The following is a 14,304-nucleotide window of genomic DNA, read 5'->3' as shown; positions in this document are numbered from 1 at the left end:
GTGTGAAGTTGATCACCCAGGCGATGGTGGCGATGATGGTGCACTGGCCGCATTTTGTGAGCGCCACTTAGCTAAATCGCAAGACGGCGACCCCCCGATTGATTATCCGTATCGCTATTTGCCTGCCACCAACACGGGTTTAAAACTCACGGTGCCGGTCAGCGCGCATCCACGTTTAACGGATGCTCAGCAGTGTCATGGCTTTGGCGACTATCATGGTCAGTTTGGCTTTGTGATCATATCGCGTTACCCCATTGAAGACACCGCGATTTGCACTTGGCAACACTTTGCGTGGCATCAGCTGCCTCACCATCAAATTCCGTCTGACTACTACACCGAAGCGGCGAAAAAAAAGCTACGTTTAGCTTCGAAAAACCTGGTCTCTGTGCCGATCAGTATYGGCGATCAGCAGATACGCTTGGTAGCGTGTCACCCCACGCCGCCGGTGTTTGATGGGCCTGAAAAGCGTAATTGGCGGCGCAACAGTGATGAAATTCACCAACTAATTGGCCTTTTGGATAACGCGGATTGGCTGGTGGACGACAAGGGCGTCCACGGCGGACTTTCTTCCGAGATACCTTTTGTGGTGATTGGCGATTTAAATGCGGACCCGAGCTACGGCGATGGGGATAAACAAGCTATTGGTGCCTTGCTTAACCATCCGCGTGTGCACCCTGATGTCGCCACTGGTGCGCAGGTGCCAAAAAGTGAGGCGGCCCAGTCTCACGCGTTTCGCTTTATCGATGGCAAAGGGCGGGCAATCGCTACCCATAACGGCGGGCTGCGCCTCGATTATGTCTTGCCTTCGCGAGAGCTGGCGGTGTTAGTCTCCGGCGTATTTTGGCCTGCCCCTGATAATGCCGACTACCCACTGATTTGTGATAAAAACGGCCAAGAACACGCGCGTGCCCACTCAGATCACCGCCTTGTTTGGGTCGATGTGGCGCTCAATTAGCGAGGCTGCGAGTCCAGCGCTACGCCTTCACGTTGACACGCGACTTCAGCGAGCCGTTTAGCTTGTTCGTCCGGTTTTAAAAAACAGCAAGTTGAGCAATAGCTGTGATCATCGATAGTAAAGATCCGGCAACAGCCGCCGCGCAAACGGAAGCTATGGGTTTGCAGCACGGTTTGGGTGTCGTTCGGATCGTAGACGGTGACATCGTGAAAACCACTGCGCTTGCTATAAAGCGGGGTGCCGCGTTGATGGACGATCGACAGCGCGGCTTCACGCGCGGCCTGCTCACAATCGCGATGCTTCCCTACCATTAAGAAAGCAATACAGATTGAATCCGCGATCACTTTCCATAGTGGCCCCTCACGCATACCACTTTGCTCGGCAATCGCATCGACGATGGGCGAAAAGTGATGCAATAAAGCACCATGCAAAATCGCTCGCCAGTCCTGGTGATCTTGCCGTCTCCATCCCTCAAGGGCGCTGAGATAAAAATGCGGCTTGTGATAAACAAGCTCTTGGCCATTGGGTTTAGTGACGCGGGTAGGTTCGTATTTCACCTTCCAATTATCCAAGTCCAGTGATGGTATCTGCCCGCCTTGTAGCCAGCTTGCCAGCACCGGCAGCAGAAACTCATACGCATAAGCCCCGATAAAAAGGGTACCTTGGGCACGGCTATCCGCATCGCCATAGGTGGCGTTCACTGCAGAAAAACAATGCGCCAGCCCTTGCGCGGTGGTGAGCTGCTTACGGAGCGAAACGCCTTTCATCGCATCAGGCACCATAGATAAGCCCAGGGCTGGCGGAAAAGAGGGCAGTGTCACTGTGGCGGGTAATGGTAATGCATCAACGGTAGGGTTAGCTGCGCTCATCAACACTCCTTTGAGTTGGCGCCTAAAAAGAAGAATTTACCACGTGATATAACCAATTGTAAGAGTGATTCGTATTTGGTTTAAGAGTGTAGCTTGGCGAGAAAAATGTAGCTTGGCGAGAAAAAATGTAGCCTGGCGAGAAAAGATGATCGGTGCAGCGGATCCGACTGCACCGATATAAGGGGTATGCGCCTATCCCGGCTGGACCTGATAGCGTCCAGGCTTGTGGTTCATGGCCAGCACGAGATTGGTGGTAATCGCCGCGGCGACAGATAAGGCTATCAGCCATGGGTCAACGATCATCAGCGACAACACCACAATCGAGCAATCCAACGCCATTTGTACTTTCCCAGCGCGAATACCAAATCGTTGCTGTAAGAACAACGCCAAGGTGTTAAATCCGCCCAAGCTGCATTGATGGCGGAACATCACCAGCATGCCCATGCCAATTAAGCCGCCGCCAAACAGCGCCGCATACACAGGATGAATGCTGTTGATAGTTAATACGGCGCTTAGATGATCCGCACCGAATGAAACGATGCTGACCGCAATCAAGGTACTGATGGTGAAGCGTTTGCCCATTTGGGTGTAGGCGAGCCAATAAAAAGGCAGGTTGATCACGAAGAAAAGCTCACCAAAGCTGAAATCGGTGATCCGTTGTAAAAAGAGTGCTAGCCCAGCGGTACCGCCGGTCAGTAACCCCACTTGATTGAAAAAGAAGATGCCGAGTGACACCAAACTACTGCCAATCAGTAGCGCTAATGCGTTTTCACGCTTGGAATGATTTCTATCCATATTTGCGTTCTATCCCTATTAAAACGACCGCTACACCATACGCCGTTGTTCGGATAGGTCGAGTCAAACGCTCGTTTGATAACAAGTGAATAACAACTCAATGCGTACATTATCATTTACGTTGTGGCTTTGATCACGATAAAAGTCGGTGTCTACAGACCAAAGTCTAATCCACATTGTCTACAATTTTGTTCTATTCTGGCTTTATTGAAGTTTTTAGGCGGTGTTTATGTCTTTATTGTCGACAAATGATCAATTTCTCGATCAGAGCGTGCAAGCGGCGCAGCTTGAGTCACGAGAGCCCACCAAGTCAGCCAGTCTGACCGAGCAACTTATCGAGGCGATTGTCACCGGCACTTATCCAGCGGGCACCAAGGTATCGGAAGCGGGGTTGGCTGCTGCATTTGGCGTCAGCCGAGGGCCACTGCGTGAAGCCATGATGCGGGTCGAAGCCCTGGGATTGGTAGAGCGTGTGCCACATGTGGGGGCAAGGGTAGTGACTCTCACGCATCGTCAACTGGCTGAGATTTATGCGGTGCGAGAAGCGTTAGAAGGTATGGCCGCAAGACTGGCTTGCGCGCACATCACTGATGAGGAAATTGAGCAGTTAAGTGCAGTGCTCGACACCCACCATGCCTATATCGAACGGGTGGAGGGGGCGGCCTACTTTCACCAACAAGGCGATTTTGATTTTCATTATTGCATCATCAAAGCCAGTCATAACCAGAAACTGATCAACCTGTTATGTGGTGAGTTATACCACTTGCTGCGTATGTACCGCTTTCAATCGCCCCGGGCGCATTCTCGCCCCCAGCAAGCGCTGCAAGAGCACATGCAAATTTTGGCGGCAATTCGCGAGCGCGATGCCGAGCTGGCGGAAATGCTGATGCGTCGTCACATTCAGCGCAGCCGCCAACTGATTGAACAGCGAATAGCAGATTGAATAGCAAATAGCAGATTGAATAGTCACTGACGAATTAAAAATAGTGCGGCGGTGATCCCCGCTAAGCCACGAATTTACAAGGAGAATACTATGAGTGCAGGTGCGCGTTTTCGCCAAGCGGTGAGCAGCAATATTCCGCTGCAAGTCGTCGGCACAATTAACCCCTATTGCGCCATGATGGCAGAGCGGGTGGGGCATCAAGCCATTTATCTATCCGGAGGCGGGATTGCTAACGCCTCTTACGGCTTACCGGATTTGGGGATCACGACTCTCAACGATGTGTTGGAAGATGTTCGCCGGATCACCGCAGCGACCGACGTGCCCTTGCTGGTGGATATTGATACCGGTTTTGGCGGCGCGCTCAATATTGCTCGCACTATTCGTGAAATGGAGCGCGCCGGCGCGGGTGCGGTGCATATGGAAGATCAAGTGGCGCAAAAGCGCTGCGGTCATCGTCCCAACAAAGAAATTGTCAGCCAAGCTGAAATGGTCGATCGCATTAAAGCGGCGGTGGACGCGCGCACCGATCCTGAGTTTGTGATCATGGCGCGCACCGATGCGTTGGCGGTGGAAGGCATGGACAGTGCCGTCGCCCGCGCCAGAGCGTACGTAGAAGCGGGTGCGGACATGATTTTCCCCGAAGCCATGCAAACGCTCGAGCAGTACCAAGCCTTTGTCGAGCAAGTAAAGGTGCCGGTGCTGGCGAATATCACCGAGTTTGGTCAAACCCCACTGTTTACCAGTCAAGAACTAGCGAGCGTGGGGGTCAGCATGGTGTTGTATCCGCTCTCTGCATTTCGCGCCATGAATCAAGCCGCCCTCAATGTGTATCAACACCTGCTGGAGGATGGCCACCAGAAAAACGTGGTCGACGCCATGCAAACCCGTGATGCGCTCTATGACTTCTTGGGGTATCACGCCTACGAACAGCAATTGGATCGCCTATTTGGCAAAGAGYGATCACAGACGCACACCAACGGTGTGAAAACGTCGGTTACACCACTGGAATTATCATCACGTTCACGGATTCATGCAGCGGTTGAATCTGATGGCATCAAAGGAAAGGAGCCAATCATGACAAATGTCGCCGTCGCACCTAACGAGAAACCAACCTCTGGCGCAGGCCTGCGTGGCCAAAGTGCCGGCACCACCGCCTTGTGTACGGTCGGGCAAACCGGCACTGGATTAACCTACCGGGGTTATGACATTACCGATTTAGCCAATCACGCCCAATTTGAGGAGGTGGCGTACCTGCTACTCAAGGGTCAACTTCCCAATCGCCAAGCACTGGCCGACTACACCGAAACCTTGGTTGGCAAGCGGGGATTACCTGACGCCTTAAAAGCGGTGCTGGAACGGATCCCGGCCAATGCGCACCCCATGGATGTGATGCGTACTGGCTGCTCGATGCTGGGTAATTTGGATCAAGAAACCGACTTTAGTGAGCAAACGGATAAAACCGATACGCTGTTGGCGATGTTACCGGCCATTATCTGCTATTGGTACCGCTACTCGCATGATGGCGTGCGGGTCGATACCTATCAGCCAGAGGTGAAAAGCATTGGCGGTTACTTCCTGAAAATGCTGACTGATGAAACGCCGTCGCCACTGCATGAATCTGTGATGCATTGCTCGCTGGTGCTGTATGCCGAGCATGAGTTCAATGCTTCGACCTTTACCGCCCGTGTGTGCGCGTCCACTTTGTCCGATTTGCACTCTTGCATTACCGCGGCCATCGGCAGTTTGCGCGGTCCATTGCATGGCGGTGCCAATGAAGCGGCAATGGCGATGCTGGAACAGTGGCGGTCGCCTGACGAAGCCGAAGCCGGATTAATGCAAATGCTCGCCAATAAAGACAAGGTGATGGGCTTTGGCCATGCAATTTACCGTGAATCAGACCCCCGCAATGCGCTTATCAAGCATTGGTCGAAACAGCTGGCGGAAAACGCACCAGACGCTTGGCTTTATGACGTGTCTGAGCGGGTTGAGCAAGTGATGAAACGCGAAAAAGGCTTGTTCCCCAATGCCGATTTTTATCACGCATCGGCCTATCACTTTATGGGAATCCCAACCAAATTGTTTACCCCGATTTTTGTGATGAGCCGAGTAACGGGCTGGGCGGCGCATGTGTTTGAGCAGCGCGCCAATAACCGCATTATTCGTCCAAGTGCCGATTACGACGGCCCTGAACACCAAGATTGGCTACCCATCGAGCAGCGCCCCTAATCGGCGCGCATTCACCCGATTGAAATTACAGAAGGAATTGACCATGAGCAACAACGTAGAACTGAACCAGCGCCCCGACCCCGATGCCTTATTGGTGCAAATTGCTGACTATGTCGATAGCACGCCGATTGCTTCGGCAGAAGCCTATAACACTGCCCGTAACTGTTTGATGGATACCCTTGGCTGTGGCTTGCTGGCGCTACGTTTCCCTGAATGCACCAAACACCTGGGTCCACTAGTACCGGGCACTACAGTGCAACATGGTGCGCGTGTGCCGGGCACCTCTCATGAGCTTGATCCGATCACTGCCGCGTTTAACATCGGTTGTATTATTCGCTGGCTCGATTTTAACGATACTTGGCTCGCCGCCGAGTGGGGCCATCCGTCCGATAACCTAGGTGGAATTTTGGCCACTGCCGATTATTTAAGCCGTGTGGCCGTGTCCGAAGGCAAACCGCCGCTTACCATGCGCGATGTGCTGACTGCGATGATCAAAGCGCATGAGATCCAAGGCGTACTTGCACTCGAGAATAGCTTTAACCGTGTCGGGCTCGATCACGTTTTACTGGTGCGCGTGGCGTCGACGGCGGTGGTCACCAAAATGCTGGGCGGTAATCGTGACCAGATCATTGATGCCGTTTCACAAGCGTGGGTAGATGGTTGTGCACTGCGCACCTACCGCCATGCGCCGAACGCCGGTTCACGCAAATCGTGGGCGGCGGGCGATGCCACCTCCCGCGCGGTGCGTCTGGCGATGATCACCATGAAAGGCGAAATGGGAATGCCGTCGGTACTCAGCGCGCCCAAATGGGGCTATTACGATGTGCTGTTTAACGGTAATCCCTTTAGTATCAAACAAGACTTTGCCAGCTACGTGATGGAAAACGTGCTGTTTAAGATTTCCTTCCCTGCTGAGTTTCATGCTCAAACCGCGGTGGAAGCGGCCGTTACCTTGCATGCACAGGTTAAAGACCGGGCTGACGAGATTGAACGTATTGAAATCACCACCCATGAATCGGCCATTCGCATCATTTCTAAAGAAGGGGAGTTGGCCAACCCGGCCGACCGTGACCACTGCCTGCAATACATGGTGGCAGTGCCGCTGCTATACGGCAATCTAGTGGCCGAGCATTACGAAGACGCCTTCCATCACGCCGACCCGCGTATTGATGCACTACGGCAAAAAATGGTGATCAAAGAAGACCCACGCTACAGCGCGGAATACCTTGAAGCCGACAAGCGCTCGATTGCTAATGCGATCCAAATCTTCTTTACCGATGGCAGCAGTACTGAACAAGTCGCGGTGGAATACCCAATTGGTCACCGCCGCCGTCGCGAAGAAGGGATCCCTGTGCTGGAGCAAAAATTCCGCTCTAACTTGGCGACTCGGTTCCCGCAAGCACAGAGCGAAAAAATCGCTGCCTTGTGTAGCGACCAGGCCGCGCTGGAGAAAACCCCAGTGCACACGTTTATGTCTCTGTTTGTGATTAACTAAGCACGTTATTAAACACGTTGCTTGCTAACTCATCGCTCGCTCATGGCGGGCGATAAGGAGCCGCTTATGCAAGAAGCCAGTTATCAACACCATGCGGATTGGGCTAGCCGCGATCCCGAGGGGTTTTGGCAGGCGCAGGCCAAACAGCTTGATTGGTTTACCTTTCCACAAACCATTCTTAGCAAAGATGACAATGGCATTGAGCGCTGGTTTGCCGATGGCACTATGAACACCGCGTATATGGCGCTTGATGCTCATGTCGAGCAAGGTCGAGGCGAACAAACTGCACTTATTTACGACTCCCCGGTCACCGACAAAAAAACCACCTACACCTATGCCGCGCTGCGTGACTACGTGGCGAAAGTTGCGGGCATGCTGGCAGGGCTAGGGGTTGAAAAGGGGGATCGCGTGGTGATTTATATGCCCATGATCCCAGAAGCGACCGTGGCGATGCTCGCTTGCGCACGGCTTGGGGCGATTCACTCGGTAGTCTTTGGTGGCTTTGCCCCGAATGAGCTGGCGGTACGGATTGAAGACGCGGAGCCCAAAGTGGTGCTCACCGCCTCATGCGGCATCGAGGGCGCGAAAACCTTGGCTTATAAGCCGATGGTCGATCAAGCCATCATGGACAGTCGCTACAAACCCGACCATGTGGTGGTCTATCAGCGTGCCATGTGTCGCGCTAATTTAGACAATCCGCGTGATGCTGATTGGGCGGCGCTGTTAGCGGAAGCGACGCCTGCGCCCCCGGTGCCTGTCAATGCTACGGATCCCTTATATATCCTTTATACCTCCGGCACCACGGGTAAACCCAAAGGCGTAGTGCGTGACAATGGCGGCCACGCGGTGGCGATGAAGTACAGCATGAGCGCGATTTACAACGTCAAACCCGGTGAAGTGTTTTGGGCCGCTTCGGATGTCGGCTGGGTAGTGGGGCACTCGTATATTGTCTATGCCCCCTTGCTACACGGCTGCACCACGGTGATGTTTGAAGGCAAACCCGTCGGCACACCGGATGCGGGGGCGTTTTGGCGTGTGTGTGATGAGTATAACGTCAGCATTTTATTCTCGGCGCCTACCGCCTTTCGGGCGATTAAAAAGCAAGATCCAAACGGTGAGCACCTGGCGCGTTATCCGATGACATCGTTACGCACGGTGTTTATGGCCGGCGAGCGGCTTGACCCACCGACATTGGAATGGGTAGAAGAAAAGACCCAGCGACCCGTGGTGGATCACTGGTGGCAAACTGAAACCGGCTGGGCGATTGCCGGCAATCCATTAGGGTTAACCTGTTTTGCGACCAAGCCTGGCTCGGCAACCATGCCAAGCCCGGGGTATCAGGTATGTATCCTCGATGAAATGGGCGATCCTGCGGCGCCAAACCAGCAAGGATATATTGCCGTGAAGCGTCCTCTGCCGCCCAGCTGCCTGCCCACGGTGTGGCGCAACCATGATCGCTTTGAAGCCGGCTATCTCAGCCAGTTCCCCGGGTACTATGTCTCTGGTGATGGGGGCTACATGGACGAAGATGGCTATGTGTTTGTGATGGGACGGATAGATGATGTGATTAACGTCGCGGGCCACCGCTTATCGACCGGAGAAATGGAAGAAGTACTGGGAAGCCATGAAGCGGTCGCCGAATGTGCGGTGGTGGGCATGCACGATGAGCTCAAAGGCCAATTGCCGCTCGGCTTGGTGGTACTGAAAGATGGTTTTGTCTCTGTAAGTGGCGAGATAGAACAGGAGTTAGTTCAGCGTGTGCGGGATCAAATTGGCGCGATCGCTTGCTTTAAACAAGCAGTTATCGTCGATAAGTTACCCAAAACACGCTCAGGTAAAATCTTGCGCCGTATTATTCGCCAAATGGCGGATGGCGAGTCGTATCAAGTCCCCTCGACCATTGATGACCCTAGCAGTTTGGAGGCGATTGCCTCGGCGTTGTCATCGTAAGCTTTGTTATTCAAGCTTTATTATTTAGGCCTTGTTATTCAGGGCTTGCTATTTAGAGCTTGTCATTTTGGAGCTTGTCATTCTGAGCGTGACAATAGGTGCGACAACGCGTGGTATCACAGCAATACCACGCGTTAAGATAAGAGCGCGCTTATTGAGTGATGCGCGGGCTTATTGAATCAAACACGCAAACCCTTTGAGGTAGAAACCTTCTGGATAAGCACTGTGAGTGGGGTGATCCGCGGCTTGTGCAAAGCGTTCGATAAACTGCACGTTTTTACCCGCATCTAATGCCGCATCCGCCAAGATCTTTTGGAATAACCCTGAGTCCATTAGCCCTGAACATGAATAACTGAGCAGCACACCGCCTGGGTTTAGCAGCTGCATGGCGAGCATATTGATATCTTTATAACCGCGGCATGCGCCGTTCAGTTGTGATTTCGATTCGGCAAACTTGGGCGGGTCCATCACAATGACGTCAAACCGTTCGCCTTGCTCACGATAAGTGCGCAGCAGCTTGAAAACATCGGCATTCACAAACTCAGCACGGGTGAGATCAAAGCCGTTACGTTCGGCATTGGCCTTGGCTCTATCGAGCGCAGGCTGTGACACATCCACATTGATGACCTGTTTGGCATTGCCTTTTTGCGCATACAAGCCAAAGCCGCCAGTGTAACAAAAGCAGTTTAAAACACGTTTGCCATCCATATATTTCACCGCTTGCTCGCGGCTATCACGCTGGTCGAGATAAAAACCGGTTTTATGGCCCTTGGTAATGTCGACCTCAATCGCTACCCCATTTTCTTCGATAATGACAGTGGCCGGTGGCTCGTCACCGTGTAATACGCCGATACGTGGTTTCAAACCCTCCTTTTTGCGAATCGCAACATCCGAGCGCTCGTAAATATGGCAGTCAGGAAATTCGCTACGCAGTGCGGTGACCAGGTTATCGCGTTGGGCATCCGCGCCGGCGCTCAGCAATTGGCACACTAGGTAGTTATCGTATTTATCCACGGTAATGCCGGGCACACCGTCTGACTCGGCGGCCAATAGACGGTAACCGGTTAAGCCATCACGCTCGGCGAGCATGGTACGTAGCGATTTTGCCGCACGAATACGGGCGAGGAAAAAGTCACTGTCGATGACGGTTTTCTCAAAGCACCACATGCGTACCCGAATTTGTGATTGCGGCGAGAATGCCCCTAGGCCTAAAAATTCGCCTTGATGATCACAAACAGTGACAGTGTCACCTAATCCGGGCTTGCCTTCAACGCGGGTGATTCCTCGCGAGAAAGTCCAAGGATGGCGGCGTTTGATTGATTTATCGCGGCCTTTGGCGAGATACACAGTGGCAGTCATGATGGTTCCTCACATTGGGTGGTGCAAAACACGTCAAAATGCTGAGTGAAGCACCTGCATCATGACGTGACTTGCGGATAAAGCAAAAAGGGCGGGTATTGTCGAGCAAGGCTGACGGCATTGCAATAAAAACGCGCCCAGAGTAGGGCGCGCGATAAGGGGAATGATGGAATCAAACCATGGCGTTAGGTGCGAAGCCCTGCCACTAAGGTTTTAAGCTGGTGGGCTTGTGCGCCAAGTTCGCTCACTTCGGTAGCGGAATCACGCAGCATTTGGGCAACCTGGGTAGACTGGCTGCGTACTTGCTCCACATCTTGCGAAATCGTACCCGCAACATTACCTTGCTGCTCAGCAGCGGCGGCAATTTCGGTGCTGCGATCGGCAATGGTGCCACTGCGCTCAGCGATTTGGCTGATCTCCGTATCAATCTCTTGCACCGCCGCTTCACTGGCTGACGCATTTTCAACCGTGCCTTCCATCACCCGGCGTAGCTCGGCGGTGTGCGTTTGCAGTGACTCAATCATCGATTGAATATCAACCGTCGATTCCTGGGTGCGGCTAGCCAGTGTGCGCACTTCGTCTGCGACCACGGCAAAGCCACGACCTTGTTCGCCGGCACGCGCGGCTTCAATCGCGGCGTTGAGCGCCAGTAGGTTAGTTTGTTCACTAATACCGTTAATGGTGGTTACCACGGTACCGATTTGCTCGGCGTTTTTGCTCAGCTCGCTGACTTTATCTGCCGCTTGAGCTATCTCGCTGGCAAGACCATTAATCGCGGTCATGGTTTGCTGAACTTGCTGACGCCCCAGATTTGCAGCTTCTGTGGCTTCTTGTGTTTGGGTTGATGTCTCGGTGGCATGCGTTGCGACCTCGCGAATTGAGCTCGCCATTTCTTCGGTCGCGCTGGCCAGCGAATCAAGGTACTGACGCTGGCTCTCGCCCACAGCTTCGCTTTCATTGCTGCGCTGCTGCAAACTTGCGGACAGGCCGTCCATCATCTCTGCGCTTTCCTGGATCGCTTTTACCAAACTCTGTTCACGCTCGAGCACTTGATCGATGGTGACTGCGATCTGGCTAAACTCATCACGGACCGGAATAAAGTTCATCCGGTAACTTAGCTCACCATCTGCTAGCTTTAATAGAGCTTGGTTCATGGTGTACATGGCGCCGCCGATAAAGGTCATGATGTAGTAAATCAGCACCGCAATGACTAAGACCATGCCAAGCAGCAGGCTCCAATCGGTGGCGCTCATATGGCTAAATAGCGAGCCGTCGAGCTGATAGATAAGCTCATTGCCATTGAACGTAAAACCGGTTTGCTGGCTATTGAGCAGGGTTTGCACCTCGCCTTTCGGGAGGTCGTATTTTTCAACCATGGCTTGAATGGCTTGGCCTTCCGCTTCCATCTTGTGTGCCACACGGGTATCCGAGGCTGCATCTAAGGTAAGCGCAATCACAACCATTGCGAGTAAGGGGAGGAAAAAGATAAGGTAAAATTTCTCTTGGAGCCGAAGGTGGATGAAATATTTATCAATCCATCGAAACGCAACTTCTTTCATGACGTAATCCTGTCAAACGACTTGTCTCATGTAGCGTTATACAGGTGTCGTTTTGCAATGGGAATACAGTAGAGGTGACCGATGTCTCAAAAATGTATTAGGGCCTATGTCACAGGTCACGTTCAGGGGGTTGGCTTTCGTTATCAGACCGCCCATGAAGCGATAAAGCTCTCATTGACCGGGTATGCGAAGAACTTACCGGATGGGCGTGTTGAGGTACTGGCATGTGGCCGCAATGAATCGGTGGATGCCCTCATGGCGTGGTTAGATAAAGGGCCGCCTACCGCGGGTGTTGATCAGGTCGATAAAGAAGACGTGGAGTGGCGCGCCGTAGATGGCTTCGCAATACTATAGCGACTCGATAGGACCATGTCGCCTAGGTAACAAGTCGTGTTTAGCTAAAAAACAGCGCCTAGGTAACAAATAGCAATTAGCTAAAACATGTAAGCGCCGCGGTGGGCAGTGCGGCGCTTACAGACTGACCATCGGTACTAAAGACATTTAGCCGGCTTAGGTAAACCTGCCAGTTTTGTTGCCTGTTTAGCGGGACCTTTCGGGAACAGCTTGAACAAATACTTGCTGTTGCCTTTTTCTGGGCCGTATTCTTTTTCCATCGATTTAACCAACAAACGCACCGCCGGTGAGGTGTTGTATTCTTGGTAAAAGTGGCGGACAAAGTGAATCACTTCCCAATGGGCCTCGGTAAGGGCAATGCCTTCTTGCTCTGCAAGCATGGGGACTAATGCTTCGTGCCAGTCGTCCACGTTTTTTAAATACCCCTGCGCATCCGTAGCAATGGTTTCACCTTCATACACCAGCATAGTCTTACCTTTGTTCGTCATCTGATCGGACGTTATCGCTGTTATTAAAGCTGCAAAGCATAGCGAGCAGGGAGGGCGAGTGCAACTGGCGTTCAACCGCGACCCCGTGCTGCGCGCCGCACTGAGTGGGTGCGCCATTTAACGACAAAAAAGCCGGCGCGTGCCGGCTCTTTGTGTTTGTTACTGACGAGTCCCTAGGGTTTAGTCGTCGTTCATAAAGCCAAGAATGCTCAGCATATGAACGAAGATGTTGAAGATGTTCAAGTACAGCGACACTGTGGCGCGGATGTAGTTGGTCTCGCCGCCATTAATGATGTTGCTGGTGTCATACAGAATAAAGGCTGAGAAAATCAGTACCGCGATGGTGCTAATTGCCAGGCTCAACGCTGGGATCTGCAAGAAAATATTCGCGACCATTGCCACTAATAGGGCAATCACACCGGCAACCAAGAAACCACCCATGAAAGAGAAGTCTTTCTTAGAGGTAATGGCATACGCCGATAGGCCTAGGAACACCATCCCTGTGGTGGCGAGCGCCTGCATCACAATCCCTGGGCCACTAGATAGGCTCAAGTAGTAGGTCAAGGTTGGACCGAGTGAGGCACCCAGCAAGCCGGTGAAGACGAAAGTCCACACAATACCGGCGGAGGAGTTCATGGTGCGTGGTAGCACAAAGAACACGATCGCCAACGCACCTAGGGTCATACCTAGCGACATCATTGGGCCGATGCCGACAGCGATAGCGATAAAGGCCGCGATAGCACTGGTGATCAGTGTCATCGATAGCAGTGCATACGTGTTACGTAGCACCTTGTTTGTAGATAACGCACTCTGCTGTGACTGGCTGTGCGAAACGATACGATCGTTCATAACGTTCTCCCGGTTGGGTTAACAATCCATTTTTATATACGACAGTTATGCGGGCAGTCGTTCACTTTTTCAAGCTGCCCACGTCCTTAATCTAAACCACGACTGGCTTTTATAAGGTTAATAATACCTTATCCGCGCCTAACACCGATGGTGAAGTTGTAAAGGGATGTTAACCCAGCCCTTAAAGCGCGAACAAGGTAAAGTTTGTTACATCAACCACTTCCACCAGACGAACACGGCCAAGAAACCAAATAAATAGACCAGCCCGGTGATTGCCAATGCGCGCATCGCCTTGCTCATGGTCACTTCGGGTGGTAAACGGTGCTTGGTCACCAAAATATAGTTCAACAGAGCGAAAAAGGGCGTGGTGACAAATGCAGCAATCATGGCGAAATCAAGCATGGTCAGCAGTGCGCCGGTCCAAAACGCCACAATCGCCAGTGCCAACACCGAGATCAGCAT

The 14,304-nt window shown here is 52.6% G+C and carries 12 protein-coding genes and 2 pseudogenes; 7 read left to right on the top strand and 7 right to left on the bottom strand.

Annotation, left to right across the window (positions count from 1 at the left end):
* Nucleotides 1–955, top strand: a 955-nt coding sequence (locus tag BZG79_RS04820) for an endonuclease/exonuclease/phosphatase family protein (protein WP_077773847.1), incomplete at its 5' end; no start/stop codon positions are given.
* Here the strand turns inward: BZG79_RS04820 and BZG79_RS04815 are convergent.
* A complete protein-coding gene (locus BZG79_RS04815) occupies nucleotides 952–1,824 on the bottom strand; it encodes a (2Fe-2S)-binding protein (RefSeq protein WP_077773846.1) in 873 nt (290 codons plus the stop codon). The genes BZG79_RS04820 and BZG79_RS04815 overlap by 4 nt on opposite strands.
* 192 nt (nucleotides 1,825–2,016) lie before the next feature.
* Entirely contained in the window at nucleotides 2,017–2,619 is a 603-nt protein-coding gene (locus tag BZG79_RS04810) for a YitT family protein (RefSeq protein ID WP_077773845.1), read from the bottom strand.
* Between the two features lie 229 nt (nucleotides 2,620–2,848).
* Between BZG79_RS04810 and BZG79_RS04805 the strand changes: the two genes are divergently transcribed.
* From BZG79_RS04805 to BZG79_RS04790, 5 genes and pseudogenes are all read left to right on the top strand, one after another.
* Nucleotides 2,849–3,562: a GntR family transcriptional regulator gene (locus tag BZG79_RS04805; RefSeq protein WP_077773844.1), complete on the top strand. Its 714-nt coding sequence runs from the start codon at nucleotides 2,849–2,851 to the stop codon at nucleotides 3,560–3,562.
* 90 nt (nucleotides 3,563–3,652) lie between these two features.
* A pseudogene (gene prpB / locus BZG79_RS16330) lies at nucleotides 3,653–4,510 on the top strand (methylisocitrate lyase); the annotation flags it as partial.
* Between the two features lie 126 nt (nucleotides 4,511–4,636).
* Nucleotides 4,637–5,788 (top strand): 2-methylcitrate synthase, encoded by a 1,152-nt coding sequence (gene prpC / locus BZG79_RS16325; protein ID WP_199877553.1) that lies wholly within the window; start codon nucleotides 4,637–4,639, stop codon nucleotides 5,786–5,788.
* A gap of 43 nt (nucleotides 5,789–5,831) precedes the next feature.
* The gene (locus tag BZG79_RS04795) at nucleotides 5,832–7,283 is read left to right on the top strand and encodes a bifunctional 2-methylcitrate dehydratase/aconitate hydratase (protein ID WP_077773842.1); all 1,452 of its coding nucleotides are present in this window, start codon (nucleotides 5,832–5,834) and stop codon (nucleotides 7,281–7,283) included.
* Nucleotides 7,284–7,349: 66 nt separating this feature from the next.
* Nucleotides 7,350–9,233: a propionyl-CoA synthetase gene (locus BZG79_RS04790; protein ID WP_077773841.1), complete on the top strand. Its 1,884-nt coding sequence runs from the start codon at nucleotides 7,350–7,352 to the stop codon at nucleotides 9,231–9,233.
* A 171-nt stretch (nucleotides 9,234–9,404) separates the two neighbouring features.
* Here BZG79_RS04790 and BZG79_RS04785 read toward each other — a convergent pair whose 3' ends face one another.
* Together BZG79_RS04785 and BZG79_RS04780 are read right to left on the bottom strand one after the other, a co-directional pair.
* Nucleotides 9,405–10,592 carry a class I SAM-dependent methyltransferase gene (locus tag BZG79_RS04785; RefSeq protein WP_077773840.1) on the bottom strand — a complete coding sequence of 396 codons (1,188 nt, stop codon included), beginning with the start codon at nucleotides 10,590–10,592 and terminating at the stop codon, nucleotides 9,405–9,407.
* 185 nt (nucleotides 10,593–10,777) lie between these two features.
* The gene (locus tag BZG79_RS04780) at nucleotides 10,778–12,151 is read right to left on the bottom strand and encodes a methyl-accepting chemotaxis protein (protein WP_025744657.1); all 1,374 of its coding nucleotides are present in this window, start codon (nucleotides 12,149–12,151) and stop codon (nucleotides 10,778–10,780) included.
* Between the two features lie 81 nt (nucleotides 12,152–12,232).
* On the opposite strand from BZG79_RS04780, the gene yccX reads away from it, so the two are divergent.
* Nucleotides 12,233–12,505, top strand: coding sequence for an acylphosphatase (gene yccX, locus BZG79_RS04775; protein ID WP_077461090.1), 273 nt, complete (start codon nucleotides 12,233–12,235; stop codon nucleotides 12,503–12,505).
* Nucleotides 12,506–12,642: 137 nt separating this feature from the next.
* Here yccX and BZG79_RS04770 read toward each other — a convergent pair whose 3' ends face one another.
* From BZG79_RS04770 to BZG79_RS04760, 3 genes and pseudogenes are all read right to left on the bottom strand, one after another.
* Nucleotides 12,643–12,972: a TusE/DsrC/DsvC family sulfur relay protein gene (locus BZG79_RS04770; RefSeq protein ID WP_025744655.1), complete on the bottom strand. Its 330-nt coding sequence runs from the start codon at nucleotides 12,970–12,972 to the stop codon at nucleotides 12,643–12,645.
* Nucleotides 12,973–13,173: 201 nt separating this feature from the next.
* A complete protein-coding gene (locus BZG79_RS04765) occupies nucleotides 13,174–13,842 on the bottom strand; it encodes a Bax inhibitor-1/YccA family protein (RefSeq protein WP_046073363.1) in 669 nt (222 codons plus the stop codon).
* Nucleotides 13,843–14,049: 207 nt separating this feature from the next.
* Nucleotides 14,050–14,304: pseudogene (locus BZG79_RS04760) on the bottom strand (divalent metal cation transporter); the annotation flags it as partial.

Source organism: Salinivibrio sp. MA427 (assembly GCF_001996115.1).
In the GTDB taxonomy this organism is placed as follows: domain Bacteria; phylum Pseudomonadota; class Gammaproteobacteria; order Enterobacterales; family Vibrionaceae; genus Salinivibrio; species Salinivibrio costicola.
This window is presented reverse-complemented; position numbering and strand designations above follow the sequence as displayed.

Excerpts from the sequence above, each read along its gene's own strand:
- BZG79_RS04815 (WP_077773846.1), bottom strand. The coding sequence starts at position 1,824 with ATGAGCGCAGCTAACCCTACCGTTGATGCATTACCATTACCCGCCACA.
- BZG79_RS04795 (WP_077773842.1), top strand. The coding sequence starts at position 5,832 with ATGAGCAACAACGTAGAACTGAACCAGCGCCCCGACCCCGATGCCTTA.
- prpC (WP_199877553.1), top strand. The coding sequence starts at position 4,637 with ATGACAAATGTCGCCGTCGCACCTAACGAGAAACCAACCTCTGGCGCA.
- yccX (WP_077461090.1), top strand. The coding sequence starts at position 12,233 with ATGTCTCAAAAATGTATTAGGGCCTATGTCACAGGTCACGTTCAGGGG.
- BZG79_RS04780 (WP_025744657.1), bottom strand. The coding sequence starts at position 12,151 with ATGAAAGAAGTTGCGTTTCGATGGATTGATAAATATTTCATCCACCTT.
- BZG79_RS04790 (WP_077773841.1), top strand. The coding sequence starts at position 7,350 with ATGCAAGAAGCCAGTTATCAACACCATGCGGATTGGGCTAGCCGCGAT.
- BZG79_RS04785 (WP_077773840.1), bottom strand. The coding sequence starts at position 10,592 with ATGACTGCCACTGTGTATCTCGCCAAAGGCCGCGATAAATCAATCAAA.
- BZG79_RS04765 (WP_046073363.1), bottom strand. The coding sequence starts at position 13,842 with ATGAACGATCGTATCGTTTCGCACAGCCAGTCACAGCAGAGTGCGTTA.
- BZG79_RS04805 (WP_077773844.1), top strand. The coding sequence starts at position 2,849 with ATGTCTTTATTGTCGACAAATGATCAATTTCTCGATCAGAGCGTGCAA.
- BZG79_RS04810 (WP_077773845.1), bottom strand. The coding sequence starts at position 2,619 with ATGGATAGAAATCATTCCAAGCGTGAAAACGCATTAGCGCTACTGATT.
- BZG79_RS04770 (WP_025744655.1), bottom strand. The coding sequence starts at position 12,972 with ATGCTGGTGTATGAAGGTGAAACCATTGCTACGGATGCGCAGGGGTAT.